Raw genomic sequence first — 23,899 nt, 5'->3', positions numbered from 1 at the left:
GCGCTGGTCACGCTCCGACACTATCTCGCCGTACGGACAATCCCGCCCGTGCCGGACCCCGCCGGCGCTCCAGCCGGACGGTCACGGCCAGGGCGGTGGCCACGATCACCGATCCCACGATCCCGTCGAGCCAGTAGTGGTTCGCGGTGAGCACCACCACGAGCAGGGTCACGACCGGATGGGCCACCGCGAGCCACCGCCAGCGGCCCCGCCCGTACCGGATCACACCCCACGCCACCAGAACGGCCCAGCCGACGTGCAGAGAGGGCATGGCCGCGAACTGGTTGGCCATCCCCTCGCCCGGTTCCGTGGCGTACGAACTCGGGCCGTAAACGTTCATCAGGTCCACGAAGTCCCCGCCCGGCAGCAGGCGCGGCGGGGCGAGCGGGTAGAGCGTGTGGATCGCCAGCGCGACCGCCAGCGACAGCGCCACGACGGCGAGCAGCCGCGGCCAGGCGGCGCGCCGCCAGAACCAGATCCAGCCCAGGAACAGGAACGTCGCGGGGAAGTGCACGCGTACGTAGTACTCGTTGGCGATACGGGCCCAGCCGTCCCAGCGCAGCGCGGCCTCCTGCAGCGCGGCCTCATCGGGCAGCCTCAGGACCCGTTGCAGGTCCCGGACCCGCTCGGCGTTCGCGAACGCCACGTCGGGCCGCCCGTCCGCCAGATGCCGCCCGTACCCGTACACGGCGAACAGCAGAGCCACCAGTGCCGCCTGAACGGCGAAAGCCAGCGCGACAGCCAAACGGGGGAGCACAGATCGCCGCATATTGTAAGAATCAACTACCTTCTCCCGTAATCTCTGGTCCGCGAGTAGGGTTCACGATCCACCGGAAGGGTGAACGGCAAGGGTGACGGTGACCGGTATGGCACGCCGACGGCACGGGCTGGCAGGGCTGCTCGTGGCGCTCTTCGTCGTTGCCGGGCTTGTCTTCACCTACGGGCTCGGGCATGCCGCCCCCATGCGGGTCTGCACCGCCCACCTCACCAGCGTCCCGGCCGACGTGGCCGACGCCCTGGCGCACGAGGCGGACCACACCGCGACCGCCTCAGGCGCCAAGACAGCCGAACCCGGCACGGCCGCCGAGCCCGTCAAGGGCGTGCCGGGGAAGGCCGTTCCGCTCGCCGCCGCCCCGGTCACGGCGAGGGCACCGCTCGACCTGCCCCCGCTGGACCCGGCAAGCGGCTGCCTCTCGCTGGCGATACTGCTCAGCCTCATGATCCTGGCCCTGGCGGCAAGGCCGACCCGTGCGGGCGGCGTCCTGCCCGCCCGCGTCGGCTGGATCATCGGGATCCCCTGGCAACGGGCACCGTTCTCTCCCTCATTGGCCTCTCTGCAGGTGCTTCGGCTGTGACGGCCTGGCCGTCCTCAGCCATTTAGAAGCCATAGAGAGCAGGAGGAGTATCCCCATGTCCAAGAGCGCCCGTAACCGTGTGCAACGCCAGAACGCCCTGACCGAACGCACCGTCCCCTGGGGCGGCATCGTCTTCTTCACCGTCATCGGTGTCGTGGCCGTCGTGGCCATCACTTTCGCTTTCCTACAGACCCGCACCTCGTCCGCATCAGCGGACATCCAGGGGCTCGTGCAGAAGGACGGGCTGAGTCGCGACCACGTCGCCACCCCGGTCAAGTACGACTCCACTCCCCCGATGGGCGGTGCCCACGACGCGGCCTGGCAGAACTGTGACGGCCGGGTCTATGACCAGGCACTGCGCAACGAGAACGCCGTCCACTCGCTGGAGCACGGCGCAGTCTGGATCACCTACAAGCCCGATCTGGCCGCCGATCAGATCAGCAAGCTGAAGGAGAAGGTCGAGGGCAACGACTACACGATGATGAGCCCCTACCCGGACCTGGACGCGCCGATCGCGCTCTCCGCGTGGGGCAAGCAGGTCAAGGTCCAGGACGCCTCCGACAAGCGCGTGGACGCGTTCCTGAAGGCGTACGTGAAGGGGCCGCAGACGCCCGAGCCCGGCGCCGCCTGCAACGGGGCCAAGGACACGCCGTGAGCGACGCGGTCCGGGCACCACGAGGACGCCGGGTGACCGTCGTCCTCGCGGTGCTCGTCCTCGCCGGGGCCGCGGTCTTCGCCGGGTTGTCGGCGCTGCGGGGGGACGAGCCGGTGTCCGACGGGCCCGAGGCCGGGTTCGCCCGGGACATGAGCACCCATCACGCGCAGGCCGTGCAGATGTCGTTCACCATCCGGGACCGCACTGAGGACAAGGCCACCCGGCTGCTCGCGTTCGACATCATCAACACCCAGTCGGCCCAGATCGGCATGATGACCGCCTGGCTGGACGAGTGGGACCTGCCCAAGACGAATCCGGGCGGGCGGATGCGCTGGATGAACGGGCACGGCGGCCACGGCTCCGCGACGGCGCCCGGCGCCGCCGCGACACCGGGCGCGGACGGCGCGGTGATGCCGGGGATGGCCACGCGGACGCAGCTGCGGGAGCTCGAACGAGCCTCGGGCCGGACCGCCGAGATCAGCTACCTGCGGCTGATGATCGCCCATCACCGCGCCGGGGTCACGATGGCCGAGGCCGTGCTGGCCCGGACCGACCACCCGCGGGTGCGGCGGCTGGCGCGGACCATGGTCGACGGCCAGCGGTCCGAGATCGATCTCATGAACCGCATGCTGTCCGAACGGAGCGCCGGGACGGGTTAGCACGACCGGCGGCGCGACCGGCTGAGCGACCGGCGGCACGGCCGAGGTTGCCGATATCGCTTGACACGTCAGGCGCGGCGCGGGTCACTGACCACCATGGCTCAGAAACTCAGCGGCTACCACCGGGCACTGGACCTGTTCGAAGGCGTGGTCGGTGGCGTCACGCGGGACGGCTGGGACAGGCCGTCCCCGTGCGCCGGATGGACGGCGCGCGACGTCGCCGGGCATGTGATCGGTGGGCAGTACCTGATCCGGGCCATGGCGACCGGCGCGCCGAAACCGGACGTCAGCAGCGCCCCCTCCCGGTACGCCGCCGGCGACGCCCTGCTGGAATGGCGGACGGCGCGTAAGGAGTGCGCCGCCGCCCTCACCCCGGACGCACTGCGGCGGCCCGTCCCGTTCGGGAGCCTGGGCGACCTGCCGCTGGGCGACTTCCTCGGCGGTTACCTCCTGGAGCCGCTGATCCACGCCTGGGATCTGGCCCGGGCGACCGGCCAGCCCGCCAGGCTCGACCCCGATCTGGTCCACCACGCGTTCGCGACGGCACAGATCATCGCGAAGGAGCTCCGGGCGAGCGGGGACCTGGGCCCGCCGCTGCCCGCACCGCCCGGCGCCGACGAGCAGACCCGGCTGCTGGCCTTCCTCGGGCGGCGGGCGATCTAAGAGAACTCGGCGAGGGTGCGCTCGGCCTCTTCCAGCCATGCGCGGCGGGCGGTCAGCGCCTCCTCGGCGTCCTTGATGTCCTTGTCCCGCCCGGCACTCTGGGCCTTGGCAAGACGCTTCTCCAGCTGCTCGATGGAGTTGCGAAGCTGCGCCACGGTCGCCTCTGCACGCGCGCGGGCCTCGGGGTTGGTGCGCCGCCACTCCTGCTCCTCGGCGCCGCGGATCGTCTCCTCGATCTTGCGGAGCCGGCCCTCCAGGCGGTCACGCTGGTCGCGCGGCACCATGCCGGCGGCCTCCCAGCGCTCCTGGATCGCGCGCAGCGCCTGCCGTGCCTGGCGCACGTCCCGGACCGGCAGCAACCGCTCGGCGTCGGCGAGGATCTTCTCCTTCTCCTCGGCGTGCACGCGCAGCTCGGCGTCGCGTTCGGCGAACGCGGCGCTGCGGGCTGAGAAGAAGGTGTCCTGCGCGCCCTTGAAGCGCGACCACAGCTCCTCTTCGGCGTCGCGGGCGGCCCGGCCCGCCGACTTCCAGCGGCGCATCAGATCGCGGTACGCCGCGGCGGTCTCGCTCCAGTCGGTCGAATCCGACATCGCCTCGGCTTCGGCGACCAGGCGCTCCTTCTCGCGGCGCGCGTCCTCACGCTGCTCGTCGAGCGTCGCGAAGTAGACCTTGCGGCGCTTGGTGAAGGCGTTGCGGGCGGCCGACAGCCGCTTCCACAGCGCGGTCTCGGTCGGCCGGTCGATGCGCTCGGCGGCCTTCCACTCCTCCACCAGCTGGCGCAGGCGCTCGCCGCCGTTCTTCCAGTGCGTCTCCTCGGCGGCGATCCGCTCGGCCTCGCCGACGATGCGCTCCTTGATCTCGCGCGCCTCGTGCCGGGCGTGCTCGCGCTGCGCCTTGACCTCCTCGCGGCGCTTGCCCACCGTCTCGGTGAGACCGTCGAGCCGCCGCACCAGGGCCTCGAGATCGCCGACCGCGTGCGCGTCGGTCACGGCCTCACGCAGCCGCTGGATGCTCTGCTGGGCCTGCGAGGGCTGCAAGTCGGTCGTGCGGACCCGCTGCTCGAGGAGGCCGATCTCGGTGGCCAGCGCGTCGTACTTGCGCTTGAAATAGGCCAGGGCCTCCTCCGGGGCGCCCGCCTGCCAGGACCCGACGGCCCGTTCACCGTCCGACGTCTTGACGTAGACGGTGCCTTCCTCGTCCACCCGGCCCCAGGGATCGGTCGCGCTGGACACGCTTGCCTCCCGCATCACGGGTCCGGTCGTTTCCTATGCAGACCGGACCCTCCACACCTTAATGTCCCGACGCCCTATTTCTTGGCGATCGAGACGTCCTGGATCGTGACCTTCTTCTTCGGTTCGCCCGTACCGTCCTGCCCGGCCTTGGCGATGCCACCCTTGGCGACGGCCTCCAACACGTCGATACCCGAAGTGATCTTGCCGAACACCGTGTAGTCGGGGCTGAGCTGGGAGTCGCCGTACACAAGGAAGAACTGGCTCCCGTTGGTACCGGGGCCAGCATTGGCCATGGCCAAGGTGCCCTTGGTGTATTTGGCGCCGTCGGTGTTCTCATTGCCGAACTGGTAGCCGGGGCCGCCGCTGCCGGTGCCGGTGGGGTCACCGCACTGGAGCATCTTCAGGCCTTCGCTGGTGGAGAGCCGGTGGCAGAAGGTCTTGTTCCAGAAGTCCTTCTTGGCCAGGAAGGCGAAGGAGTTCGTGGCACACGGGGCCTTCTTGCCGTCCAGCTCAAGGCCGATGTCGCCCTGGCTGGTCTTGATGGTCGCCTGCACCGTGCCCTTGTAGGCCGGCTTGACCGGCGGCTTGCCCAGGTCCTTGGGCGCACCCGCCTCCTGGGCCGCGGTGTAGGCGCACTCGCCGGGCTTGGCCGCGGCCTGCGTCGGTGTGGGGCTGGCCGCCGCGTCGGCGTTGGCGTTCGCCTTGTCCTTGTCCTTGTCGTCCTTGCCACCGGCGAACGCGGCCACGGCACCGGTGCCGCCCGCGATGACCGCGACGGCCGCCACGGAAGCGATGATCTTGACGCGCCGGGCGCGCGTCTCCCGGGCGAGCCGGGCCTGTTCCTGGCGCTCGTATCGCTGGCGCGCGAGCTGCTTCTTGCGGTCCTTCCCCGCCACGGGCCTGCCCCTCCGATGTGATCAGGTGAACGTGCAGCGCATAGTAGCGGTACCGGGGACGCGGATGGGCCATCCCGCCGGCCCCGCCGCCCGCCGCAGGCAGGACCACGCGGCCGACACGGCGATCGGCGCATCTCGTTCGCGGCGCCCACGGCCCCGCCGGTACCCTCGAAGCGCGGCACATCTCAGGTTCTCTGCCGTTTCCAGCTCTCAGGAAGGACGACCGTGCTCGTCGCCGGGTTCCCCGCTGGCTCGTTCGCCGCGAACTGTTATCTCGTGGCGCCCGCCGCGGGCGAGGAATGCGTGATCATCGACCCCGGCCAGGACGCCGAGGCCGGGATCGACGAGGTCCTGCGCGAGCACCGGCTCAAGCCGGTCGCGGTCCTGCTGACGCACGGCCATCTCGACCACGTCTGGTCGGTGGCGCCGGTGTGCGGCGCCAAGGACGTGCCCGCCTACATCCACCCGGACGACCGGGAGCTGCTCACCGATCCGGCCAAGGGCTTCGGCCTGGGCGCCGGTCAGCAGCTGTTCGGAGGGCTGACGCTCAGCGAGCCGGACGACGTCAAGGAGCTGTCGGACGGCGCGGTGGTCGAGCTGGCGGGGCTGCGGTTCACCGTGGACCACGCCCCCGGCCATACGCCCGGGTCGGTGACCTTCCGCACCCCGGCGACGCAGGAGCTGCCCGACGTGATCTTCACGGGGGATCTGCTGTTCGCCGGGTCGATCGGGCGCACCGACCTGCCGGGCGGCTCCTATGAGGAGATCCTCAAGAGCCTGTCACGGGTGTGCCTCTCGCTGCCGGACGAGGCCGCCGTCCTGCCCGGCCACGGCGAGCAGACCACCATCGGCCGTGAGCGCGCCAGCAATCCGTTCCTCGCGGATCTGGCGCCGACAGACGGACCTGACAAGGGATTCTGAGCCAAACGATCATGAGTTCGAGCTTTCAGGCCCCCAAGGGGGTCAGTGAATACGTTCCGCCGCGCGCGGACCTCTTCGCCGCCATCCGGCAGGCGTTCGCCGAGCAGGCCCGGCTGGCCGGTTACGGCTATCTGGAGCTGGCGGTCTTCGAGGACACCAATCTCTTCAGGCGGGGCGTCGGCGAGTCGACCGACGTGGTCAGCAAGGAGATGTACACCTTCGAGGACCGCGGTGGCCGCTCGCTGACGCTGCGCCCCGAGTTCACCGCGGGCGTGCTCCGGTCGGTGCTGGAGAACGGCCTGCACAAGCAGGGCGGCCTGCCGGTCAAGGTGTGGACGACCGGCCCGGCGTTCCGGGCCGAACGGCCGCAGCAGGGCCGCTACCGGCAGTTCTACCAGCTGGACCTGGAGGCGATCGGCAGCGAGGACCCGCAGGTCGACGCCGAGACCATCGCCATCGCCTGGCAGTGGTACCAGAGTCTCGGCCTGCGGCAGGTGCGCCTGCTCCTCAACTCGCTCGGCTGCAAGGAGTGCCGCCCGGCCTACCGGGCGCTGCTTCAGGACTTCCTGCGCGGGCTGGACCTGGACGAGCCCACCCGGGAGCGCATCGAGATCAACCCCCTGCGCGTCCTGGACGACAAGCGCCCGGCGGTGCGGGCGCAGCTGACCGGCGCGCCGCTGATGGCCGACCACCTGTGCGGCGCGTGCAAGGCGCACCACGACAGGGTCCGCGAGCTCCTGGGCGACCTGGGCATCGAGTGGGAGGACACTCCCACGCTGGTACGCGGGCTGGACTACTACACCCGCACCACCTACGAGTTCGACCACCCGCTGCTGGGCGCCCAGTCGGGCATCGGCGGCGGCGGGCGCTACGACGGTCTCTCCGAGGACATCGGCGGCCCTCCGCTGCCGGGGATCGGCTTCGGACTGGGTCTGGACCGCACGGTCCTGGCTCTGGAAGCGGAGGGTGCCGAGTTCGCCGCCCCGGCCCGCTGCGAGGTCTTCGGCGTCGCGCTCGGCGAGGAGGCCGAGCGCCGGCTGTTCGCCCTGACCGCCGAGTTCCGCCGGGCCGGGATCGCCGCGGACATGGCGTACGGAGGCAAGAAGCTCAAGGGCGCCATGAAGGACGCCGACCGCTCTGGGGCCGCGTACGCCGTGATCCTCGGCGAGCGAGATATCGCCGCCGGGTCCGTCCAGCTCAAGGACCTGGCGGCGGGCGACCAGACCGCCGTACCGCTCACCGAGATCACTTCGACGTTGAAGGAAAGGCTTTCACGATGATCCGCTCGCACGAGGCGGGGACGCTCCGCAAGGAGCACGCCGGGCAGCAGGTGACGCTGGCCGGCTGGGTCGCCCGGCGCCGGGACCACGGCGGCGTCACGTTCATCGACCTGCGGGACGCCTCGGGCACCGCCCAGGTCGTCTTCCGCGAGGAGGACACTGCGCACGACCTCCGTTCGGAGTTCTGCGTCCGGATCACCGGCGAGGTGCGGGTCCGCCCGGAGGGCAACGAGAACCCCGAGCTGCCCACCGGCGAGATCGAGGTCGCGGCGGCGCAGATCGAGGTGCTCTCGGAGGCCGCGCCGCTGCCGTTCCCGATCGAGGGCGACGTCAACGTCAACGAGGAGGTCCGGCTCAAGTACCGCTACCTCGACATCCGGCGTGACGCCGTGGCCAGGGCGATGCGCATCCGCTCCGAGGGCGCGTTCCTGGTGCACGAGGTCATGCGCGAGCACGGCTTCCTCAACGTCGAGACCCCCACGCTCACGCGCTCCACCCCCGAGGGCGCCCGCGACTTCCTGGTGCCGGTGCGCCTCAAGCCGGGCCACTGGTACGCGCTCCCCCAGTCCCCCCAGTTGTTCAAGCAGCTGCTCATGGTCGGCGGCCTGGAGCGCTACTACCAGATCGCCCGCTGCTACCGGGATGAGGACTTCCGCGCCGACCGGCAGCCGGAGTTCACCCAGATCGACATCGAGATGTCGTTCGCCGAGCAGGACGACGTCCTGAAGGTCGGCGAGGACCTGGTGGCGCGGCTGTGGAAGGAGATCGCCGGCTACGAGATCCCGCGGCCGATCCCACACATGACCTACGCCGACGCGATGTCGCGCTTCGGGTCGGACAAGCCCGACCTGCGGTTCGGCAACGAGCTGACGGACATGACCGAGTACTTCGCGGGCACCTCGTTCCGGGTCTTCCAGGCCCCATACGTGGGCGCGGTCGTCATGCCGGGCGGTGCGTCCCAGACCCGCAAGGAGCTGGACGCCTGGCAGGACTGGGCCAAAGCGCGCGGCGCCCGCGGCCTGGCGTACGTGCTGCTCCAGGAGGACGGCACGCTCGGCGGCCCGGTCGCCAAGAACCTGTCCGACCAGGAGAAGTCGGGCCTGGCCGCCAAGGTCGGGGCCGAGCCCGGCGACGCGGTCTTCTTCGGCGCGGGCGTCCCGCACGCCACCCGGGAGCTGCTCGGCGCCGCCCGGCTGGAGATCGGCCGCCGCTGCGGCCTGATCGACGAGTCCGCCTGGGCCTTCGTCTGGATCGTGGACGCGCCGATCTTCGAGGCCGTGCACGACGAGAAGGGTGAGCGGATCGGCTGGACGCCGGTGCACCACCCGTTCACCTCGCCCAAGGCCGAGTACGCCGACGACTTCCAGGACCGGCCGGGCGAGGCCCTGGCCAACGCCTACGACATCGTCTGCAACGGCAACGAGATCGGCGGCGGCTCGATCCGTATCCACCGCGCCGAGATGCAGCAGCGCGTCTTCGACGTGCTGGGGCTGTCCAAGGAGGAGGCCGAGTCCAAGTTCGGCTTCCTGCTGGAGGCGTTCAAGTTCGGCCCGCCGCCGCACGGCGGCATCGCCTTCGGCTGGGACCGCATGGTCATGCTCCTGGCCGGCCAGGACTCGATCCGCGACGTGATCGCCTTCCCGAAGGCGGCGTCCGGCTACGACCCGCTGACCGCCGCGCCCACGCCGATCACCGAGCAGCAGCGCAAGGAGGCCGGGGTCGACGTGATCCCCGGCGAGGACGACGAGGCCGCGGAGGCCTGATCCTCCTGCGCGGCTCAGAACGATCAGGCGAGCCCTGCGCCCGTGACGGGTGCAGGGGCTCGCTCGTTCACGGGAAAGTCGCCGTACGGACGTTTCAGAGCCGTACAGGAGGGGTAACGCGGCTCGGCCCGAGCGCGCTCTGGGCGGCTCAGCGGTGGGTGCCGCTGGTGACGCGGTAGACGTCGTACACGCCGTCGATCGAGCGCACGGCCTTGAGGACATGGCCGAGATGCTTGGGATCGCCCATCTCGAAGGTGAACCGGCTGACCGCGACCCGGTCGCGGGTGGTGGTGACCGAGGCCGACAGGATGTTGACGTGCTGGTCGGACAGCACCCGGGTGACGTCCGACAGCAGGCGCGGGCGGTCGAGTGCCTCCACCTGGATGGCCACGAGGAAGACCGAGTCCTCGCCGGGCGACCACTTGACGTCGATCAGCCGGTCGGGCTGCTCCTTCAACTGGGCCACGTTGACGCAGTCAGCGCGGTGCACCGAGACGCCGTGACCGCGGGTCACGAAGCCGACGATGTCGTCGCCCGGCACCGGCGTGCAGCAGCGCGAGAGCCGTACCCAGACGTCCGGGTCGCCCGCGACGACGACGCCGGGGTCGCCGGTGGTCCGGGTGCGCTTGCGCCTGGTCGGCAGCGCGATCTCGGCAAGGTCCTCTTCGGCGCTCTCGACTCCGCCGAGCGCCTCCACCAGACGCTGGACGACGGTCTGCGCGGAGACATGGCTCTCGCCCACCGCCGCGTACAGCGACGACACGTCGGGGTAGCGCATGTCGCGGGCCAGGGCGAGCAGCGCCTCCCCGGACATCATGCGCTGGAGCGGCATGTTCTGCTTGCGCATCGCGCGGGCGATCGACTCCTTGCCGGACTCGATCGCGGTGTCCCGGCGCTCCTTGGAGAACCAGTGCTTGATCTTGTTGCGGGCCCGCGCGCTCTTGACGAAGTTGAGCCAGTCGCGGCTGGGCCCGGCGTCGGGCGACTTGGAGGTGAAGACCTCGACGGTGTCGCCGTTGTCGAGGGTGGACTCGAGCGGGACGAGGCGCCCGTTGACCCGGGCGCCGATACATCGGTACCCGACCTCGGTGTGGATGGCGAACGCGAAGTCGACCGGCGTGGCGCCCTGCGGCAGCGGAATGACGTCGCCCTTGGGGGTGAAGACGAAGACCTCGGTCACCGACAGGTCGAAGCGCAGCGACTCCAGGAACTCGGCCGGGTCGGCCGTCTCCTTCTGCCAGTCGAGCAACTGGCGCAGCCACTGCATGTCGGCGGCCTTGCGGCCGGCGACCGTCTCCTCTTTGTACTTCCAGTGCGCGGCGACGCCGTACTCGGCTCGGCGGTGCATGCCCCAGGTGCGGATCTGCAGCTCGACCGGCTTGCCCTCGGGCCCTATCACCGTCGTGTGCAGCGACTGGTACATGTTGAACTTCGGCATCGCGATGTAGTCCTTGAACCGGCCGGGGACCGGGTTCCACCGCGCGTGGATCGAGCCGAGGGCCGCGTAGCAGTCGCGGACGCTGTCGACGAGGACCCGGATGCCGACCAGGTCGTAGATGTCGTCGAAGCTGACATCGCGGGCGATCATCTTCTGGTAGATCGAGTAGTAGTGCTTGGGCCGGCCGGTCACCGTCGCCTTGATCCGGGCGTCGCGCAGGTCGGTCGACACGTTCTCGATCACGTCCTGCAGGAAGACGTCGCGGCGCGGCGCCCGCTCGGACACCAGCCGGGCGATCTCGTCGAACCGCTTGGGGTAGAGCGTGGCGAACGAGAGGTCCTCCAGCTCCCACTTGAGCGTGTTCATGCCGAGCCGGTGGGCCAGCGGCGCGAAGACCTCGAGGGTCTCGCGGGCCTTCTTCTCCTGCTTGTGCCGGGGCATGTAGCGCAGCGTGCGCATGTTGTGCAGCCGGTCGGCGAGCTTGATCACCAGGACGCGGATGTCGCGGGCCATCGCGACGACCATCTTGCGCACGGTCTCGGCCTCGGCGGCCTCGCCGTACTTGACCTTGTCGAGCTTGGTGACGCCGTCGACCAGCGCGGCGATCTCGTCGCCGAAGTCGGCGCGCAGCTCGTCGAGGGTGTAGGGGGTGTCCTCGACGGTGTCGTGCAGCAGCGCGCCGCACAGGGTCTCGGTGTTCATGCCGAGCTCGGCGAGGATGGTGGCGACCGCGAGCGGATGGGTGATGTAGGGGTCGCCGCTCTTGCGCTTCTGGTCGCGGTGGTAGTGCGCCGCGACGTCGTAGGCGCGCTCGATGAGACGCAGGTCCGCCTTGGGATGGGTGTTGCGGACCGTTTTGATCAGTGGTTCGAGTACCGGGTTCATAGCGGGGCCGCGCTGGGCGCCCAACCTGGCGAGCCTACGGCGCACCCGGGCGGCAGACGGTGGGATCGTGGCCGGAGTCGGCCTGGACGTGTTGGCGGGTTGAGCCGGAGCGGGTGGAGTCGCGGCGGGAGCCGCCTGACCCTTGCCGACCGGCCTCTCTTCTGCGTCCTTGGCCGCTGTGGCCGCGGGCTTGCTGGCTGCCGGCGCCTCGGCGCCGGGCGTCTGCTTGTCGGGAGTCTGCTTGTCGGCAGCCTGTGCGGGCCGGGTCGCGGGCGGCGGGGGTGCCGCGGCGCGCGATTCGTCGCGCCCGGCCGGCCCGGCCGCAGCATCCGGCCGCGCGTGCTCCGGCTCCGCGGCGTGATGCACCGCGGCGTCGGTCACCGCGTCGGTCGATACCACCTCACCGGGCACTCAGCCTCCCCTGACATGTGGGCGCCGTATCTCGCAAGTGTATCCGGCACCCTTTTGGTGCTAGACCGTAACCAGCGAATGGACGTCCAGATTCCCCAGTTTGTCCCGTCCATGCAGGAACGAGAGCTCCATCAGGACCGACAGCCCGACGACGTCCCCGCCGCCACGCCGCACCAGGTCCGCGGCCGCCCGGGCCGTTCCCCCGGTGGCCAGCACGTCATCGACGATCAGCACCCGCTCGCCGGGCGTGAACGCGTCGACGTGCACCTCGATCGTTTCCGTCCCGTACTCGAGATCATAGGTCTCTTCGTACGCCCGCGCGGGCAGCTTTCCCTTCTTCCGCACCGGGACGAAGCCCGCGCCGAAGTGGTAGGCCACCGGGGCGGCCAGGATGAAACCGCGGGCCTCGATGCCGACGATCTTGTCGATGGTGCCGCGGCCGTGGTGGTTGACGATGGTGTCCACGACGCCGGCGAAGGCCACGTGGTCGGCCAGCAGCGGGGTGATGTCCTTGAACAACACGCCCGGCTTGGGGTAGTCGGCCACGTCGCGGATCCGGTCCTGGATCAGCTTGTCGAGGTCCACTGCTCTGCTCCCTGATCATGGAACCGCGCCCCCTCACGGCGGTGTGCCGGAGGGGGCGCGGTCCAGGGTGATTCGTGTCACTTACCCCGGCGTTGCTGCCGAGTGCCCCGCTTGGGCTGCTGCCGTGGCCCTTGCTGGACCACCTTCCGGATCGTCACGCCCGCGGGCGTCGCGGCGGTGCCGGCCTTGGGAGGCGTGTCGGCGTCGCCGGTGTCGTCCACGTCGTCGACCGGCGCCGCCTCGGCGACCTTGGCCGCCTTGGCCTGCCGCTTGGCGCTGCTCTCACGCCGGGCGATGTTCTCGCGCAGCTGCTTGAACTTCGGCTCGCGCTCCTTGAGCTGGACCAGCAGCGGCGTGGCCACGCAGATCGAGGAGTACGTACCGACGATCATGCCGACGAACAGCGACAGCGACAGGTCCTTCAGCGTGCCCGCGCCGAACAGCGTGGTGCCGATGAACAGGATCGCCGCGACCGGCAGGATCGCGACCAGCGAGGTGTTGAGCGAGCGGACCAGCGTGCTGCTGAGCGCCTGGTTCGCCGCCTCGCTGTAGGTGATCTTGGAATTGGGACCGAGCGGCTTGGTCACTTCCTTGATCATGTCGAACACCACGACGGCGTCGTACAGCGAGTAGCCGAGGATCGTCAGGAAGCCCAGCAGCGTGGCCGGGGTGACCTCGAAGCCGGACCAGGCGTAGATGCCGGCGGTGATGACCAGGTCGTGGACCAGCGCCACGACGGCCGCCACCGCCATCCGCCCTTCGAACGCCACCGACAGATACGCGATGATCAAGATCATGAACACCGCGAGGGCCTGCCAGGCCTTCTTGGAGATCTCACCGCCCCAGGTCGGCCCGACCACCTGGGTGGTGATCGAGTTCGCCGAGACGCCCAGTTCCCTGGAGACGTTCTGCTTGACCTGGGTGACCTGGCCGGAGGTCAGGCTCTCGGTGGTGACCCGCCAGTCGCCGCCGGCCTTCTGCACCTTGGTCTCACCGTGCACGCCACCGCCGGCGACGGCCGAGCGGACCTCCTCGATGGAGGCGCTGGACGCCGGGATGGTGAAGACGGAGCCGCCCTTGAACTCGACACCGAAGTTGAGGCCCTGGAACAGCAGCCCCGCGATGGAGATGATCAGCAGCAGGCCGGAGATGGAGTACCAGAGCTTCGGCCGGCCGACGATGTCGGCGCTGACCTCGCCACCGTAGAACCTGGAGAAGACGGAGCGCGTGGACATCAGGCCTCCTGGCTCTTCGGAAGGGGAGCGGTGGTCCCGCCGCGGCGCAACCGGCTCGGGCTGAGGCCGGACAGCCGGTGGCCCTTGCCGAAGAACCGCGTCCTCGACAGCAGCGCCACCAGCGGCTTGGTGAAGAAGAACACCACCACGACGTCGATCAGCGTGGTGAGCCCCATGGCGAACGCGAAGCCCCGGACCCCGCCGACCGCCAGGAAGTAGAGCACCACGGCCGCCAGGAACGTGACCGCGTCGGCGACCAGGATGGTGCGCCGCGCCCGCTTCCAGGCGCTCTCGATCGAGGGCCGCAGCGTTCTCCCGGCTCTCAGCTCATCTCGCAGTCGTTCGAAGTAGACGATGAACGAGTCGGCGGTGATACCGATCGAGACGATGAGGCCGATGATGTGCGGCAGCGAGAGCCGGAAGCCCATGCCCTCACCGAGGATGACCACCGAGAGGTAGGTGATGGCCGAGGCCACCACGAGGCTGGACACCGCCACGAGCCCGAGGCCCTGGTAGTAGACCATGCAGTACAGCACGACCAGCGCGAGGCCGATGGCACCGGCGATCAGACCGCCGCGCAGCTGGTCCGAGCCCAGTGTCGAGGACACCTCGTCAATGGAGCTCTGCGTGAACTCCAGCGGCAGCGCACCGTACTTGAGCACGTTGGCCAGGTCGTCGGCGTACGTCTGCGTGAAGCTGTCGGGCGGGCCGAAGATGCTGGCGGTGCCGCCCGTGATCGGGCCGTTGTCGATGCTCGGCGCCGAGACGACCTGCCCGTCCAGCACGATCGCGACCCGGCGCTGCGGCGTCTCGGCCGGCGCCTTGTAGGCGTCGGTCGTCACGGCGGCGAACTGCCTGCCACCGGCCGACTTGAACTTGATCGCGACGGTCCAGCTGCTCTGCCCCTGCTGCGGGTCCGGAGGCATCGCGTTGGCGTCGGACACCTGCGTGCCCTCCACCCGGACGGGCCCGAGGATGTACTTCTCCTTGCCGTCCTTGTCGCAGGCCGCGACCCACTTCTTGGTGGGATCGTTGGAGCCCGGGGCGGTGGTCCCGTTGGGCGAGCAGGCCAGCTTCTTGTACTGGTCGATGACGGCCTTGTCCTCGATGCCGGTGAAGTCCTCCTGGCCGCCGAGGTCCGGCGGCAGGCTCGGCACCACGGACGGGTTGACCGAAGGCGTCGCCGAGGGGCTCGACTTGCCCGTGCCGGACGGCGTGGGCGTCGGGGCCGCCAGGGCCTCCGACAGTGCCCGGCTGCGCGGGGTCGAACTGGCGGAAGGCTTGACCCCCGCCTTGGGCGACTCGCTCGCCTTGGGCGTCGTGGTCGCCTTGGGCGTCGTGCTCGGGCTGACCGATCCGGTCGGGCTGACCGACGGCGCCGCCGCCGGCGTGCCCACGCCCACGACGTAGACCTGGCGGAACTGCAGCTTCGCCGTCTTGCCGATGGTGTCGACGACCTGCTGCTGGCCTTCGCCGGGCACGCTCACCACGATGTTGTTGCTGCCCTGCTTGTTCACCTCCGCGTCGGACACGCCCAGGCCGTTCACCCGCTGGGTGATGATCTTCACGGCCTGGTCCATCTGACTGGCAGGCGGATTCTTGCCCGCCTCGGTCTTGGCGGTGAGCGTCACCGTCGTGCCGCCGGCAAGGTCGAGCCCCAGTTTCGGGGTGCTCCTCCCCTGGAGGAACATGACCCCTGTCAGGGCCACCATGACCGCGAGCAATCCGAGGAGCGTGCGCGCGGGATTGGGAATGCTGCTACGAGGCGGAGCCACTGGTCGTCTTACTTCCCGTCTTCAATTCGTTGCCTGCGCGCCGTCAGGCCGAGGGCTTCTCCGTCGAGGAGGCCTTGGCCGCGGGCTTCGACTCGGCGTCGTCCTTCGCCTCGCCGGCAACGTCCTTCTCGTCCTTGGACAGATCGATCGAGTCACCAGAGGACTTGCCGTCCTCGTCGCCGCCCTCGGCGTCCTCGGTGTCCTCGAGCTCGTCGCCCTCGTCGTCCTTGACGACGTTCATGATGGCCTGCTTGACGAACCGGGCCTCGACGCCCGGAGCGATCTCCAGGACCAGCCCGTCGTCGTCGGTGGCCACGACGGTCGCGTACATGCCGCTGGTGGTGATGACGCGGGCGCCGGGCTCGATGGAGCTCTGCATCTGCAGCTGCTCCTTGCGGCGCTTGCTCTGCGGCCTGATCAGCAAGAAGTAGAAGACCAGGGGCACGGCGAGGAGAAGCAGCAGATTGAACGCTCCGCCGCCGCCACCGTTCGCCGCAATAATCGTGTTGCCGCCCATTGCTGGGGCTTCCTTCCGATGTGGTTTATCCAGCCTGTCGCCAGAATGGCCTCACGCGTGGGAACCGCCCGGCTGGGGGACGGTGACCAAGTCCCGGAGTCTAGAGAGTACGCGAGAGCCCGGCAACGACGTGACGACCGGCGGCGCCGGGAAGTTCCCAAGCCGTTACTCCATGCCCGCCGGGCTGTGACCACTGGGACGAACGAGGGCCGGGGCAGACCACGGCAGGCCGGCCCCTGAGGACCGGCCTGCCTCACGCTTCGGCGGTCAGCGCATGCGGAACTTCTGGGAGCAGCGGGGGTCCTTGCCCTTCTTGTCGAAAATGATCAGGAAGGAGGAGTACCCCTGGCCCCGGGTGTACCTGCCCGAGAGCTTGTGCCACTTGCCGTCCTGCTTGGCCCTGGCCGTCTTGCGCACGGTGGCCGGGAGCGTGGCGCCGTCCCACCAGCGGACGTCCGCCTTGTGCCGGCCCTTGCCCGCCTTGCCGGTGATCTTGTACTGGATCCAGTTGACCCGCCAGACGCGGCCGCTCCCGCGCTCGAAGTTGACGTACACGTACCCGGTGAAGCCGCCTGCGGAGCACTTGTAGGTGTAGCCCGCGCTGGCCGCCGCCTTGGCCGGCCCCTGCGCCGCCACGCTCTCCGTGGCCGTGCCGGCCTGGGCCGCCGGGGCGGACAGGGTGAACGCCGCGGTGGCGAGTGCGAGAGAGGCCCCGGTGATTGCAAGTCGCATTGGACGCCCTTCGTGATCCCGAGATTCGTCGGTCAGAAGGACGGAATCATCGACGCGTCTCCCTGCTGCCTCCGTGATGTCTCCGCGGCGTCTCCACGCTGTCTCCGCCGCAGGTCACCGGCGAGCGGAAATGGTCCGATCACACAGAGTCGTCGTCGATTTCGAAGAGGGCGCCCGCCATCGGGGAGGTCGGCGGCGGGGTCAGGCCCAGATGGGCCCAGGCCGCCGGAGTGGCGATGCGGCCGCGGGGGGTGCGGGCCAGCAGGCCCTGGCGGACGAGGAAGGGCTCCGCCACGACCTCGACGGTCTCGGGCTCCTCCCCCACCGAGACCGCCAGCGTCGAAAGCCCGACCGGCCCCCCGCCGAACTTGCGCATGAGGGAGCTCAGCACGGCCCGGTCGAGCCGGTCCAGGCCGCGTTCGTCCACCTCGTAGAGGGTGAGCGCGGCCCGGGCCAGCTCGAGGTTGATCACCCCGTCCGCGCGGACCTCGGCGAAGTCGCGGACACGGCGCAGCAGGCGGTTGGCGATGCGTGGGGTGCCGCGGGAACGGCCGGCCACCTCGGCGGCGCCGTCGTCGGAGATCTCCACGCCCAGCAGGCGGGCGGACCGTTTGACGATCACCTCCAGCTCGGCGGGCTCGTAGAAGTCCATGTGCGCGACGAAGCCGAACCGGTCACGGAGCGGGCCGGGGAGCATGCCGGCCCGGGTGGTGGCGCCCACGAGGGTGAACGGCGCGATGTCCAGCGGGATCGCGGTCGCGCCTGGCCCCTTGCCGACCACGACGTCGACGCGGAAGTCCTCCATCGCCATGTAGAGCATCTCTTCGGCGGGACGGGCCATCCGGTGGATCTCGTCCAGGAACAGCACCTCGCCCTCGGCCAGCGTGGACAGGACCGCCGCCAGGTCGCCCGCCCGCTCGATCGCCGGGCCGGAGGAGATGCGCAGCGGCGCGTTCAGCTCCGCTGCGATGATCATGGCCAGGGTGGTCTTGCCGAGCCCCGGGCCGCCGGACAGCAGCACGTGATCGGGTGTCCGGCCGCGCCGGAGGGCGCTGTGCAGGACGAGGGAGAGCTGCTCGCGGACACGTTCCTGGCCGATGAAGTCGTCGAGCTTCTTGGGCCGGAGGGCGGCCTCGATGACCTCCTCCTCAGGCCCGTCCGCATCGGCTGACACGAGCCGTTCCTCGAAGTCCCCCACTACTTGCTCAGCTTCTTGAGCGCGGCCTTGAGCAAGGCCGGGACCGGCGGGGTCTCGCCGCCATCGAGATCGGCGGCGACGGCGTCCACGGCCGCGTCGGCGTCCTTGGCCGACCAGCCGAGGTTGATCAGACCGGCCTGGACCTGCTCGCGCCAGATCTCGGTGCGGACGGGCACGCGGACGTCGTCGGCATCGCCGATCGGCCCGCCCAGGCGGTCCCGGAGTTCGAGGACGATGCGCTGGGCGCCCTTCTTGCCGATGCCGGGGACCTTGGTGAGCGCGGTCAAGTCCTCGGTGGACACGGCCCGCCGCAGGGCGTTGGGCGTGTGCACGGCGAGCATGGCCAGCGCCAGTCTGGGGCCCACGCCGCTCGCGGTCTGGAGGAGCTCGAACACCGACCGCTCGTCCTCGTCCGCGAAGCCGAAGAGCGTCAGCGAGTCCTCGCGGACGACCAGGGAGGTCGGCACCTGAGCCTGGTCGCCGACCCGCAGCCCGGCGAGCGTGGCGGGCGTGCACTGCACGGCGAAGCCGACCCCGCCGACGTCCACCACGGCTCCGTCTGGTCCGGCGGCGGCCACCCGGCCGCTGACGAAGGCGATCACCCTGTGGTCCTTCCTGTCGTACGCGCGGCCAGCCGGGCCGCGTTGATCCGGGCCTGGGCGCCGCCGCGCCACACGTGGCAGATGGCCAGCGCAAGCGCGTCGGCGGCGTCGGCGGGTTTGGGAGGGGCGTCCAGGCGCAGCAGGCGGGTGACCATCGCGGTCACCTGGGCCTTGTCGGCGCGCCCGTTGCCGGTGATGGCGGCCTTGGCCTCGCTGGGGGTGTGCATGGCGACCGGGATGCCGCGCCGGGCGGCGCAGACCATGGCGATGCCTGCGGCCTGCGCGGTGCCCATCACCGTGCGCACGTTGTGCTGGGCGAACACGCGTTCGACCGCGACGGCGTCCGGCCGCATCTCGTCCAGCAGGGCCTCAAGGCCGGTTTCGATGCCGAGCAGCCGGGCGGCGATGTCGTCGTCCGGGCTGGTCCGGATGACGTCCACGCACACCAGCCGGAGCGCCTTGCCAGGCGCGCCCTCCACGACGCCGACACCGCATCTGGTGAGCCCCGGGTCCACTCCCAGCACCCGCACGGCCCACCCCTTCGATCATTTGTTCGGCACCGCCAACGCTACCGAAACAGCATGACATCGTCCCGCAACCCACGCCCCGTGTCCCGGCCGGCCAGGTCGAGGTCGTCGAACACGCGGATTTCGGTGATCCAGACCGTATCCCGCCCGGAAACGACGAAGGCCCGGCCCCCGAGGAGATCTCGGAAGCCGGGCCAGGCCACCAGAGCCATGACCTAGGCGTCGATCTTTTCCATGACTTCGTCGGAGACGTCGAAGTTGGCGTAGACCTCCTGGACGTCGTCGCTGTCCTCCAGCGCGTCCAGCAGGCGGAACACCTTGCGGGCGTTGTCCTCGTCGAGCGGCACCGACATGGTCGGCAGGAACTTGCTCTCCGCCGAGTCGTAGTCGATGCCCGCGTCCTTGAGGGCGGTGCGGACGGCGACCAGGTCACCGGCCTCGCAGACGACCTCGAAGCTCTCGCCCAGGTCGTTGACCTCCTCCGCGCCGGCGTCGAGGACGGCCATCATCACGTCGTCCTCGTCGGTGCCCTCCTTGGGCACGATCACGACGCCCTTGCGGTTGAACATGTACGACACCGAGCCCGGGTCGGCCAGGGAACCGCCGTTGCGGGTGAGCCCGACGCGGACCTCGGAGGCGGCGCGGTTGCGGTTGTCGGTGAGGCACTCGATGAGCACCGCGACCCCGCCGGGCGCGTAGCCCTCGTACATGATGGTCTGCCAGTCGGCGCCGCCCGCCTCCTCACCGGCGCCGCGCTTGCGCGCGCGCTCGATGTTGTCGTTGGGGACCGAGCTCTTCTTCGCCTTGTAGATGGCGTCGTACAGCGTCGGGTTGGCCTCGGGGTCACCGCCGCCGGTGCGGGCCGCCACCTCGATGTTCTTGATCAGCTTGGCGAAGAGCTTGCCCCGCTTGGCGTCGAGGGCCGCCTTCTTGTGCTTGGTCGTCGCCCATTTGGAATGGCCGGACATCTGTCAATCCTCCTGCTCCGTCGCCCGGCGCACCAGATCGGCGAAGTAGTGGTGCACGCGGAAGTCGCCCGTCAGCTCCGGGTGGAAAGCGGTCGCCATGAGACGGCCCTGACGGACGGCGACGATCCTACCGGCGTTGGAACCGGTCTCGGCGCGGCCGAGCACCTCGACGCCGGCGCCGACCGACTCGACCCACGGGGCCCGGATGAAAACAGCGTGGTAGGGGGCGTCGCCGATGCCGCTGAGCCGCACGTCGGACTCGAACGAGTCGACCTGGCGGCCGAAGGCGTTCCGGCGCACCGTCATGTCGATGCCGCCGACGGTCTCCTGGCCTTCGATGCCGTCCCGGATCCGGTCGGCCAGCATGATCATGCCGGCGCACGATCCGTACGCGGGCATGCCGGCCTCGATGCGTTTGCGCAGCGGGTCGAGCAGGTCGAAGGCGCGGGCCAGCTTCCACATCGTGGTGGACTCGCCGCCGGGCAGGACCAGCGCGTCGACGCGTTCGAGCTCCTCGGGCCGGCGGACCGGGCGGGTGCGCACCCCCGCCGCCTCCAGGGCCCGCGCGTGCTCACGCACGTCACCCTGCAGAGCGAGCACGCCGATCTCGGGCACAGCAGTCACCAGTGGAAACCTTCCGGGGAGTCGGGGGGCCGTTCACAACCCTAGACGCTCCTTACAACGCCCCGGCACCTGCCAGATCTTCCCTAGCCGAGCTTGAAACGGCGCAGAGGGAGCTCCATCGGCAGGAAACCGTCGGGTCCGCGCTCGGCCAGGTGGCGGCCGAACATGTGCCGCTCGGCGAGCGCGAGGCCGAACTGCTCCGGGTCGAACGGCAGGGGCACGTCGTCGGCGCCCTCGTCGATCGCCTTCCAGAAGGGGCGTTCGGCGGGCAGCCGGGGCCCCTGGTCGAGGACCACGCCGTCCTCGGCGGTGACGAACACGTCCCGGCGCAGCTCGCCCGCCTCGTACCAGCGGAACCAGCACCCGGAGATCACGCTGTGCAGCACGAGCACGCCGCAGTTGGCCCCCGGCAGGGCCGCGGCGGCCGTGTCGGCGATCCGGCGGGCGTCGTCGTCCAGGCAGAACAGGCGCCGGTCGCACAGCAGCAGGGCACGGTCGAACACGCCCACGAACAGCTCGTCCTCGTACGGCCAGAGCGCGAAGTCCAGCACGGTGTCGCCGGTCTCCACGAGGGAGGCCGCCGGATAGAGCCCGCGCGCCATGCTCGCCGCCGCCTCCGGGTCTGCCACCAGTCCCGGCCTGAACACCTTGCCCGGCTCGCCCTCGCTCGCGCAGGCGAGCGCAACGGACCACCCCATGCTCGTCCCCTCCCGCGACCGCCCGACGGGCCCGCCCGCCCCTCGATCCGGCCGCGGCCAGCGTAATCCCTCAAATGGCGGCTGTGGAGGGGCAGCGAAAAGTAACCACCCGGTCACCGGATCGGATGGTCTCCCACTCCATCAGCCCTGCCTGCCGCCGCGACTACCAGCCGCGGTGCGCGAACTTCTGGTCTTCGCCCAGCGAGGCGACGTTGATGCCGACCATCGCGTCGCCCAGGCCGCGCGACACCTTGGCGATCACGTCCGGGTCGTCGTGGAACGTCGTGGCCTTGACGATGGCCTCGGCGCGCTGCGCGGGGTTGCCGGACTTGAAGATGCCCGAGCCGACGAACACGCCCTCGGCGCCCAGCTGCATCATCATCGCCGCGTCGGCCGGGGTGGCGATGCCACCGGCGGTGAACATCACGACCGGCAGCTTGCCCGCCTGCGCCACCTCCTTGACCAGCTCGTACGGGGCCTGCAGCTCCTTGGCGGCCACGAACAGCTCGTCCTCGGGCAGCGACTGCAGCCGCCGGATCTCGCCGCGGATCTGGCGCATGTGGGTGGTGGCGTTGGAGACGTCGCCGGTGCCGGCCTCGCCCTTGGAGCGGATCATCGCGGCGCCCTCGGTGATGCGGCGCAGGGCCTCGCCGAGGTTGGTGGCGCCGCAGACGAACGGCACGGTGAAGGCCCACTTGTCGATGTGGTTGGCGTAGTCGGCCGGGGTCAGCACCTCGGACTCGTCGACGTAGTCGACGCCGAGGGCCTGCAGCACCTGGGCCTCGACGAAGTGGCCGATGCGGGCCTTGGCCATGACCGGGATCGAGACGGCGCCGATGATGCCCTCGATCATGTCGGGGTCGCTCATCCGGGAGATGCCGCCCTCGGCGCGGATGTCGGCGGGCACCCGCTCCAGCGCCATGACGGCGACCGCCCCGGCGTCCTCAGCGATCTTGGCCTGCTCGGGCGTGACGACGTCCATGATCACGCCGCCCTTGAGCATCTCCGCCATGCCGCGCTTGACCCGGGCAGTCCCGGTCGCGGGCGCGGTGTTGTCGGGAGCGGGACTGGAAGTGGACACGGGCATTCCTCACATGAGCGTACGACGGGACAACTTCCATGATATTGCCTGCTCTCACCCCGTCTCGACCCGGCACAGTGTCAGCAACAGGGATCGGCGCCTTACGGCATGTAGGGCTTGCCGTCGTTGACCAGCGCGACCCAGACCTGGCCGGGGGCGAAGGTCATCGGCTTGCCGTCGGCGGTGGTGAAGGTCGTGCCCTTCTCCTCCGACGGCCGTGACCACTTGGCGTCGTAGGCCTTGCCGTCGCGCAGGACCAGGGCCCTGCCGGTCCCGGTGGTCTTGATCAACGGGGTGTACGCGCCGAGCACGTCGCGGAACTGCGACCGCCCGGTCTTGGCGTACTGGATGACGACGGTCTGCCCGCCGAGCCGGCCGCCCTCGCGCGCCACGTCGGGGCTGCCGTTGTACGAGGCCAGCCAGCGCTTCTGCTTCGCCGACCAGGTGAAGCCCATCCGGACAGCGGGCCACCTGGCGGTGAACGACTTCATGGGCCTGCCCCCGGCGGGCGCCGGGCCGAACCGGAAGCCGATGTCACGCGGCCCGGTGGCCTTCGGCGCCTGCTTCAGCAGATCCTTGGGGTCGGCGTAGAGGTTGTAGGGGATCGGCTTCGGCCCCCAGCGGACGTAGGAGCTGCCGCCGTTGTCCTGCGAGATGTCGTAGACCGGCGACTTGCGGATGTACTTCTTCATCTTCGGCTGGACGCCGGAGAAGGCGAAGGCCGGCCTGCCGAACTGCGGCAGGATGTGCATGTCGGAGATGCGCGCGCTGCGGACCGGGCCCACCCGGCGGGGCAGCTTGGACGAGTAGACCGCCATGAGACGCGTCTCACCGCCCTCGACCTGCTCGATGTAGACGATGTCGGCGGCCGAGACGCCGCTCTGCGGCATGGCGTTGCGGGTGTTCTCGATCTTCACGGCCAGCACCGGGTTCTTCAGCCCGGACCTGCCGCCGGTGAAGGGATGGGTGGTGGGCGGCGGGCTCGCGCTGGACGGGGCGGCACCGGGAGTGCCGGGCGGCGCGGCCTTCGCGGGCTTGTCCGAGCCGGAGCAACCCGCGAGCGAGCCGCCGAGCGCGATCACCCCGAGCAGCGCCGCCGTCCTCCCATGGACAATCCCGTTCCATGCGTTTCGCACCATTCACCCCTTCTCTGGTGACCCGCCAGAGGTTAGCGAATTCTCGTGAACGTCAAGACATAC

The 23,899-nt window shown here is 70.1% G+C and carries 25 protein-coding genes; 7 read left to right on the top strand and 18 right to left on the bottom strand.

The features are described 5' to 3' along the window. Nucleotides 1-7 precede the first annotated feature (7 nt). Nucleotides 8-745, bottom strand: a complete 738-nt coding sequence (locus F8566_RS43145) for a phosphatase PAP2 family protein (protein WP_192810155.1) — start codon at nucleotides 743-745, stop codon at nucleotides 8-10. A gap of 121 nt (nucleotides 746-866) precedes the next feature. Between F8566_RS43145 and F8566_RS43140 the strand changes: the two genes are divergently transcribed. The 4 genes from F8566_RS43140 (at nucleotide 867) to F8566_RS43125 (ending at nucleotide 3,332) form a co-directional block, all read left to right on the top strand. Further along, nucleotides 867-1,355: a hypothetical protein gene (locus F8566_RS43140; RefSeq protein WP_151569051.1), complete on the top strand. Its 489-nt coding sequence runs from the start codon at nucleotides 867-869 to the stop codon at nucleotides 1,353-1,355. A 55-nt stretch (nucleotides 1,356-1,410) separates the two neighbouring features. Next, a complete protein-coding gene (locus F8566_RS43135; protein WP_151569049.1) occupies nucleotides 1,411-2,010 on the top strand; it encodes a DUF3105 domain-containing protein in 600 nt (199 codons plus the stop codon). Further along, complete coding sequence (locus tag F8566_RS43130) at nucleotides 2,007-2,669, top strand: DUF305 domain-containing protein (RefSeq protein WP_151569047.1); 663 nt, start codon at nucleotides 2,007-2,009, stop codon at nucleotides 2,667-2,669. The genes F8566_RS43135 and F8566_RS43130 overlap by 4 nt, the downstream gene beginning before the upstream one ends. A gap of 96 nt (nucleotides 2,670-2,765) precedes the next feature. Continuing rightward, entirely contained in the window at nucleotides 2,766-3,332 is a 567-nt protein-coding gene (locus F8566_RS43125; protein ID WP_151569045.1) for a TIGR03086 family metal-binding protein, read from the top strand. Here F8566_RS43125 and F8566_RS43120 read toward each other — a convergent pair. Next, nucleotides 3,329-4,579 carry a DUF349 domain-containing protein gene (locus F8566_RS43120; RefSeq protein WP_151569043.1) on the bottom strand — a complete coding sequence of 417 codons (1,251 nt, stop codon included), beginning with the start codon at nucleotides 4,577-4,579 and terminating at the stop codon, nucleotides 3,329-3,331. The genes F8566_RS43125 and F8566_RS43120 overlap by 4 nt on opposite strands. A gap of 59 nt (nucleotides 4,580-4,638) precedes the next feature. Then, nucleotides 4,639-5,460: a peptidylprolyl isomerase gene (locus F8566_RS43115; RefSeq protein WP_151569041.1), complete on the bottom strand. Its 822-nt coding sequence runs from the start codon at nucleotides 5,458-5,460 to the stop codon at nucleotides 4,639-4,641. Between the two features lie 225 nt (nucleotides 5,461-5,685). Between F8566_RS43115 and F8566_RS43110 the strand changes: the two genes are divergently transcribed. The 3 genes from F8566_RS43110 to aspS are packed head-to-tail and all read left to right on the top strand — an operon-like array spanning nucleotide 5,686 to nucleotide 9,424. Beyond that, on the top strand, nucleotides 5,686-6,381 hold the full coding sequence (locus F8566_RS43110) for an MBL fold metallo-hydrolase (protein ID WP_151569039.1): 696 nt from the start codon (nucleotides 5,686-5,688) through the stop codon (nucleotides 6,379-6,381). 11 nt (nucleotides 6,382-6,392) lie between these two features. Continuing rightward, nucleotides 6,393-7,661, top strand: coding sequence for a histidine--tRNA ligase (gene hisS, locus F8566_RS43105; RefSeq protein WP_151569037.1), 1,269 nt, complete (start codon nucleotides 6,393-6,395; stop codon nucleotides 7,659-7,661). Next, a complete protein-coding gene (gene aspS / locus F8566_RS43100) occupies nucleotides 7,658-9,424 on the top strand; it encodes an aspartate--tRNA ligase (RefSeq protein WP_151569035.1) in 1,767 nt (588 codons plus the stop codon). The genes hisS and aspS overlap by 4 nt, the downstream gene beginning before the upstream one ends. 148 nt (nucleotides 9,425-9,572) lie before the next feature. Here aspS and F8566_RS43095 read toward each other — a convergent pair whose 3' ends face one another. From F8566_RS43095 to F8566_RS43030, 15 genes are all read right to left on the bottom strand, one after another. Then, nucleotides 9,573-11,747: a RelA/SpoT family protein gene (locus F8566_RS43095; RefSeq protein WP_225994050.1), complete on the bottom strand. Its 2,175-nt coding sequence runs from the start codon at nucleotides 11,745-11,747 to the stop codon at nucleotides 9,573-9,575. A 471-nt stretch (nucleotides 11,748-12,218) separates the two neighbouring features. Beyond that, nucleotides 12,219-12,743 carry an adenine phosphoribosyltransferase gene (locus tag F8566_RS43090; RefSeq protein ID WP_151569031.1) on the bottom strand — a complete coding sequence of 175 codons (525 nt, stop codon included), beginning with the start codon at nucleotides 12,741-12,743 and terminating at the stop codon, nucleotides 12,219-12,221. Nucleotides 12,744-12,820: 77 nt separating this feature from the next. Further along, nucleotides 12,821-13,978, bottom strand: a complete 1,158-nt coding sequence (gene secF, locus F8566_RS43085; protein WP_151569029.1) for a protein translocase subunit SecF — start codon at nucleotides 13,976-13,978, stop codon at nucleotides 12,821-12,823. Further along, nucleotides 13,978-15,753, bottom strand: a complete 1,776-nt coding sequence (gene secD, locus F8566_RS43080; RefSeq protein ID WP_225994044.1) for a protein translocase subunit SecD — start codon at nucleotides 15,751-15,753, stop codon at nucleotides 13,978-13,980. The genes secF and secD overlap by 1 nt, the downstream gene beginning before the upstream one ends. Before the next feature lie 43 nt (nucleotides 15,754-15,796). Then, nucleotides 15,797-16,270, bottom strand: coding sequence for a preprotein translocase subunit YajC (gene yajC / locus F8566_RS43075; protein ID WP_151569027.1), 474 nt, complete (start codon nucleotides 16,268-16,270; stop codon nucleotides 15,797-15,799). A 267-nt stretch (nucleotides 16,271-16,537) separates the two neighbouring features. Further along, complete coding sequence (locus tag F8566_RS43070; RefSeq protein WP_151569025.1) at nucleotides 16,538-17,002, bottom strand: hypothetical protein; 465 nt, start codon at nucleotides 17,000-17,002, stop codon at nucleotides 16,538-16,540. Nucleotides 17,003-17,141: 139 nt separating this feature from the next. Continuing rightward, nucleotides 17,142-18,176, bottom strand: coding sequence for a Holliday junction branch migration DNA helicase RuvB (ruvB, locus tag F8566_RS43065; protein ID WP_404800399.1), 1,035 nt, complete (start codon nucleotides 18,174-18,176; stop codon nucleotides 17,142-17,144). A gap of 23 nt (nucleotides 18,177-18,199) precedes the next feature. Continuing rightward, nucleotides 18,200-18,802 carry a Holliday junction branch migration protein RuvA gene (gene ruvA, locus F8566_RS43060; protein WP_151569021.1) on the bottom strand — a complete coding sequence of 201 codons (603 nt, stop codon included), beginning with the start codon at nucleotides 18,800-18,802 and terminating at the stop codon, nucleotides 18,200-18,202. Continuing rightward, nucleotides 18,799-19,332 carry a crossover junction endodeoxyribonuclease RuvC gene (ruvC, locus tag F8566_RS43055; protein WP_151569019.1) on the bottom strand — a complete coding sequence of 178 codons (534 nt, stop codon included), beginning with the start codon at nucleotides 19,330-19,332 and terminating at the stop codon, nucleotides 18,799-18,801. Before ruvC ends, ruvA begins: the two co-directional genes overlap by 4 nt. Nucleotides 19,333-19,370: 38 nt before the next feature. Continuing rightward, nucleotides 19,371-19,541, bottom strand: coding sequence for a hypothetical protein (locus F8566_RS50500; protein ID WP_192810154.1), 171 nt, complete (start codon nucleotides 19,539-19,541; stop codon nucleotides 19,371-19,373). 3 nt (nucleotides 19,542-19,544) lie between these two features. After that, nucleotides 19,545-20,297 carry a YebC/PmpR family DNA-binding transcriptional regulator gene (locus F8566_RS43050; RefSeq protein WP_151569017.1) on the bottom strand — a complete coding sequence of 251 codons (753 nt, stop codon included), beginning with the start codon at nucleotides 20,295-20,297 and terminating at the stop codon, nucleotides 19,545-19,547. A 3-nt stretch (nucleotides 20,298-20,300) separates the two neighbouring features. Further along, on the bottom strand, nucleotides 20,301-20,921 hold the full coding sequence (pdxT, locus tag F8566_RS43045; RefSeq protein WP_151569015.1) for a pyridoxal 5'-phosphate synthase glutaminase subunit PdxT: 621 nt from the start codon (nucleotides 20,919-20,921) through the stop codon (nucleotides 20,301-20,303). Nucleotides 20,922-21,004: 83 nt separating this feature from the next. Next, nucleotides 21,005-21,619 carry a DUF6928 family protein gene (locus tag F8566_RS43040; protein ID WP_151569013.1) on the bottom strand — a complete coding sequence of 205 codons (615 nt, stop codon included), beginning with the start codon at nucleotides 21,617-21,619 and terminating at the stop codon, nucleotides 21,005-21,007. Between the two features lie 163 nt (nucleotides 21,620-21,782). Further along, the gene (gene pdxS, locus F8566_RS43035) at nucleotides 21,783-22,706 is read right to left on the bottom strand and encodes a pyridoxal 5'-phosphate synthase lyase subunit PdxS (RefSeq protein WP_151569011.1); all 924 of its coding nucleotides are present in this window, start codon (nucleotides 22,704-22,706) and stop codon (nucleotides 21,783-21,785) included. A gap of 95 nt (nucleotides 22,707-22,801) precedes the next feature. Next, the gene (locus F8566_RS43030) at nucleotides 22,802-23,839 is read right to left on the bottom strand and encodes a DUF3048 domain-containing protein (RefSeq protein ID WP_151569009.1); all 1,038 of its coding nucleotides are present in this window, start codon (nucleotides 23,837-23,839) and stop codon (nucleotides 22,802-22,804) included. Nucleotides 23,840-23,899 lie beyond the last annotated feature (60 nt).

It is taken from the genome of Actinomadura rudentiformis (assembly GCF_008923185.1).
Taxonomy (GTDB): Bacteria; Actinomycetota; Actinomycetes; order Streptosporangiales; family Streptosporangiaceae; genus Spirillospora; species Spirillospora rudentiformis.
Note: the sequence above shows the minus strand (reverse complement) of the source record. Positions and strands in the feature narration are given on the sequence as shown.

What these genes read in the sequence shown, in the direction of transcription:
- secF (WP_151569029.1), bottom strand. Translation starts at nt 13,978, where the DNA reads ATGTCCACGCGCTCCGTCTTCTCCAGGTTCTACGGTGGCGAGGTCAGC.
- F8566_RS43030 (WP_151569009.1), bottom strand. Translation starts at nt 23,839, where the DNA reads ATGGTGCGAAACGCATGGAACGGGATTGTCCATGGGAGGACGGCGGCG.
- pdxS (WP_151569011.1), bottom strand. Translation starts at nt 22,706, where the DNA reads ATGCCCGTGTCCACTTCCAGTCCCGCTCCCGACAACACCGCGCCCGCG.
- F8566_RS43070 (WP_151569025.1), bottom strand. Translation starts at nt 17,002, where the DNA reads ATGCGACTTGCAATCACCGGGGCCTCTCTCGCACTCGCCACCGCGGCG.
- F8566_RS43135 (WP_151569049.1), top strand. Translation starts at nt 1,411, where the DNA reads ATGTCCAAGAGCGCCCGTAACCGTGTGCAACGCCAGAACGCCCTGACC.
- hisS (WP_151569037.1), top strand. Translation starts at nt 6,393, where the DNA reads ATGAGTTCGAGCTTTCAGGCCCCCAAGGGGGTCAGTGAATACGTTCCG.
- F8566_RS43140 (WP_151569051.1), top strand. Translation starts at nt 867, where the DNA reads ATGGCACGCCGACGGCACGGGCTGGCAGGGCTGCTCGTGGCGCTCTTC.
- F8566_RS43120 (WP_151569043.1), bottom strand. Translation starts at nt 4,579, where the DNA reads ATGCGGGAGGCAAGCGTGTCCAGCGCGACCGATCCCTGGGGCCGGGTG.
- yajC (WP_151569027.1), bottom strand. Translation starts at nt 16,270, where the DNA reads ATGGGCGGCAACACGATTATTGCGGCGAACGGTGGCGGCGGCGGAGCG.
- F8566_RS43125 (WP_151569045.1), top strand. Translation starts at nt 2,766, where the DNA reads ATGGCTCAGAAACTCAGCGGCTACCACCGGGCACTGGACCTGTTCGAA.
- F8566_RS43040 (WP_151569013.1), bottom strand. Translation starts at nt 21,619, where the DNA reads ATGGGGTGGTCCGTTGCGCTCGCCTGCGCGAGCGAGGGCGAGCCGGGC.
- aspS (WP_151569035.1), top strand. Translation starts at nt 7,658, where the DNA reads ATGATCCGCTCGCACGAGGCGGGGACGCTCCGCAAGGAGCACGCCGGG.
- F8566_RS43095 (WP_225994050.1), bottom strand. Translation starts at nt 11,747, where the DNA reads ATGAACCCGGTACTCGAACCACTGATCAAAACGGTCCGCAACACCCAT.
- F8566_RS50500 (WP_192810154.1), bottom strand. Translation starts at nt 19,541, where the DNA reads ATGGCTCTGGTGGCCTGGCCCGGCTTCCGAGATCTCCTCGGGGGCCGG.
- F8566_RS43050 (WP_151569017.1), bottom strand. Translation starts at nt 20,297, where the DNA reads ATGTCCGGCCATTCCAAATGGGCGACGACCAAGCACAAGAAGGCGGCC.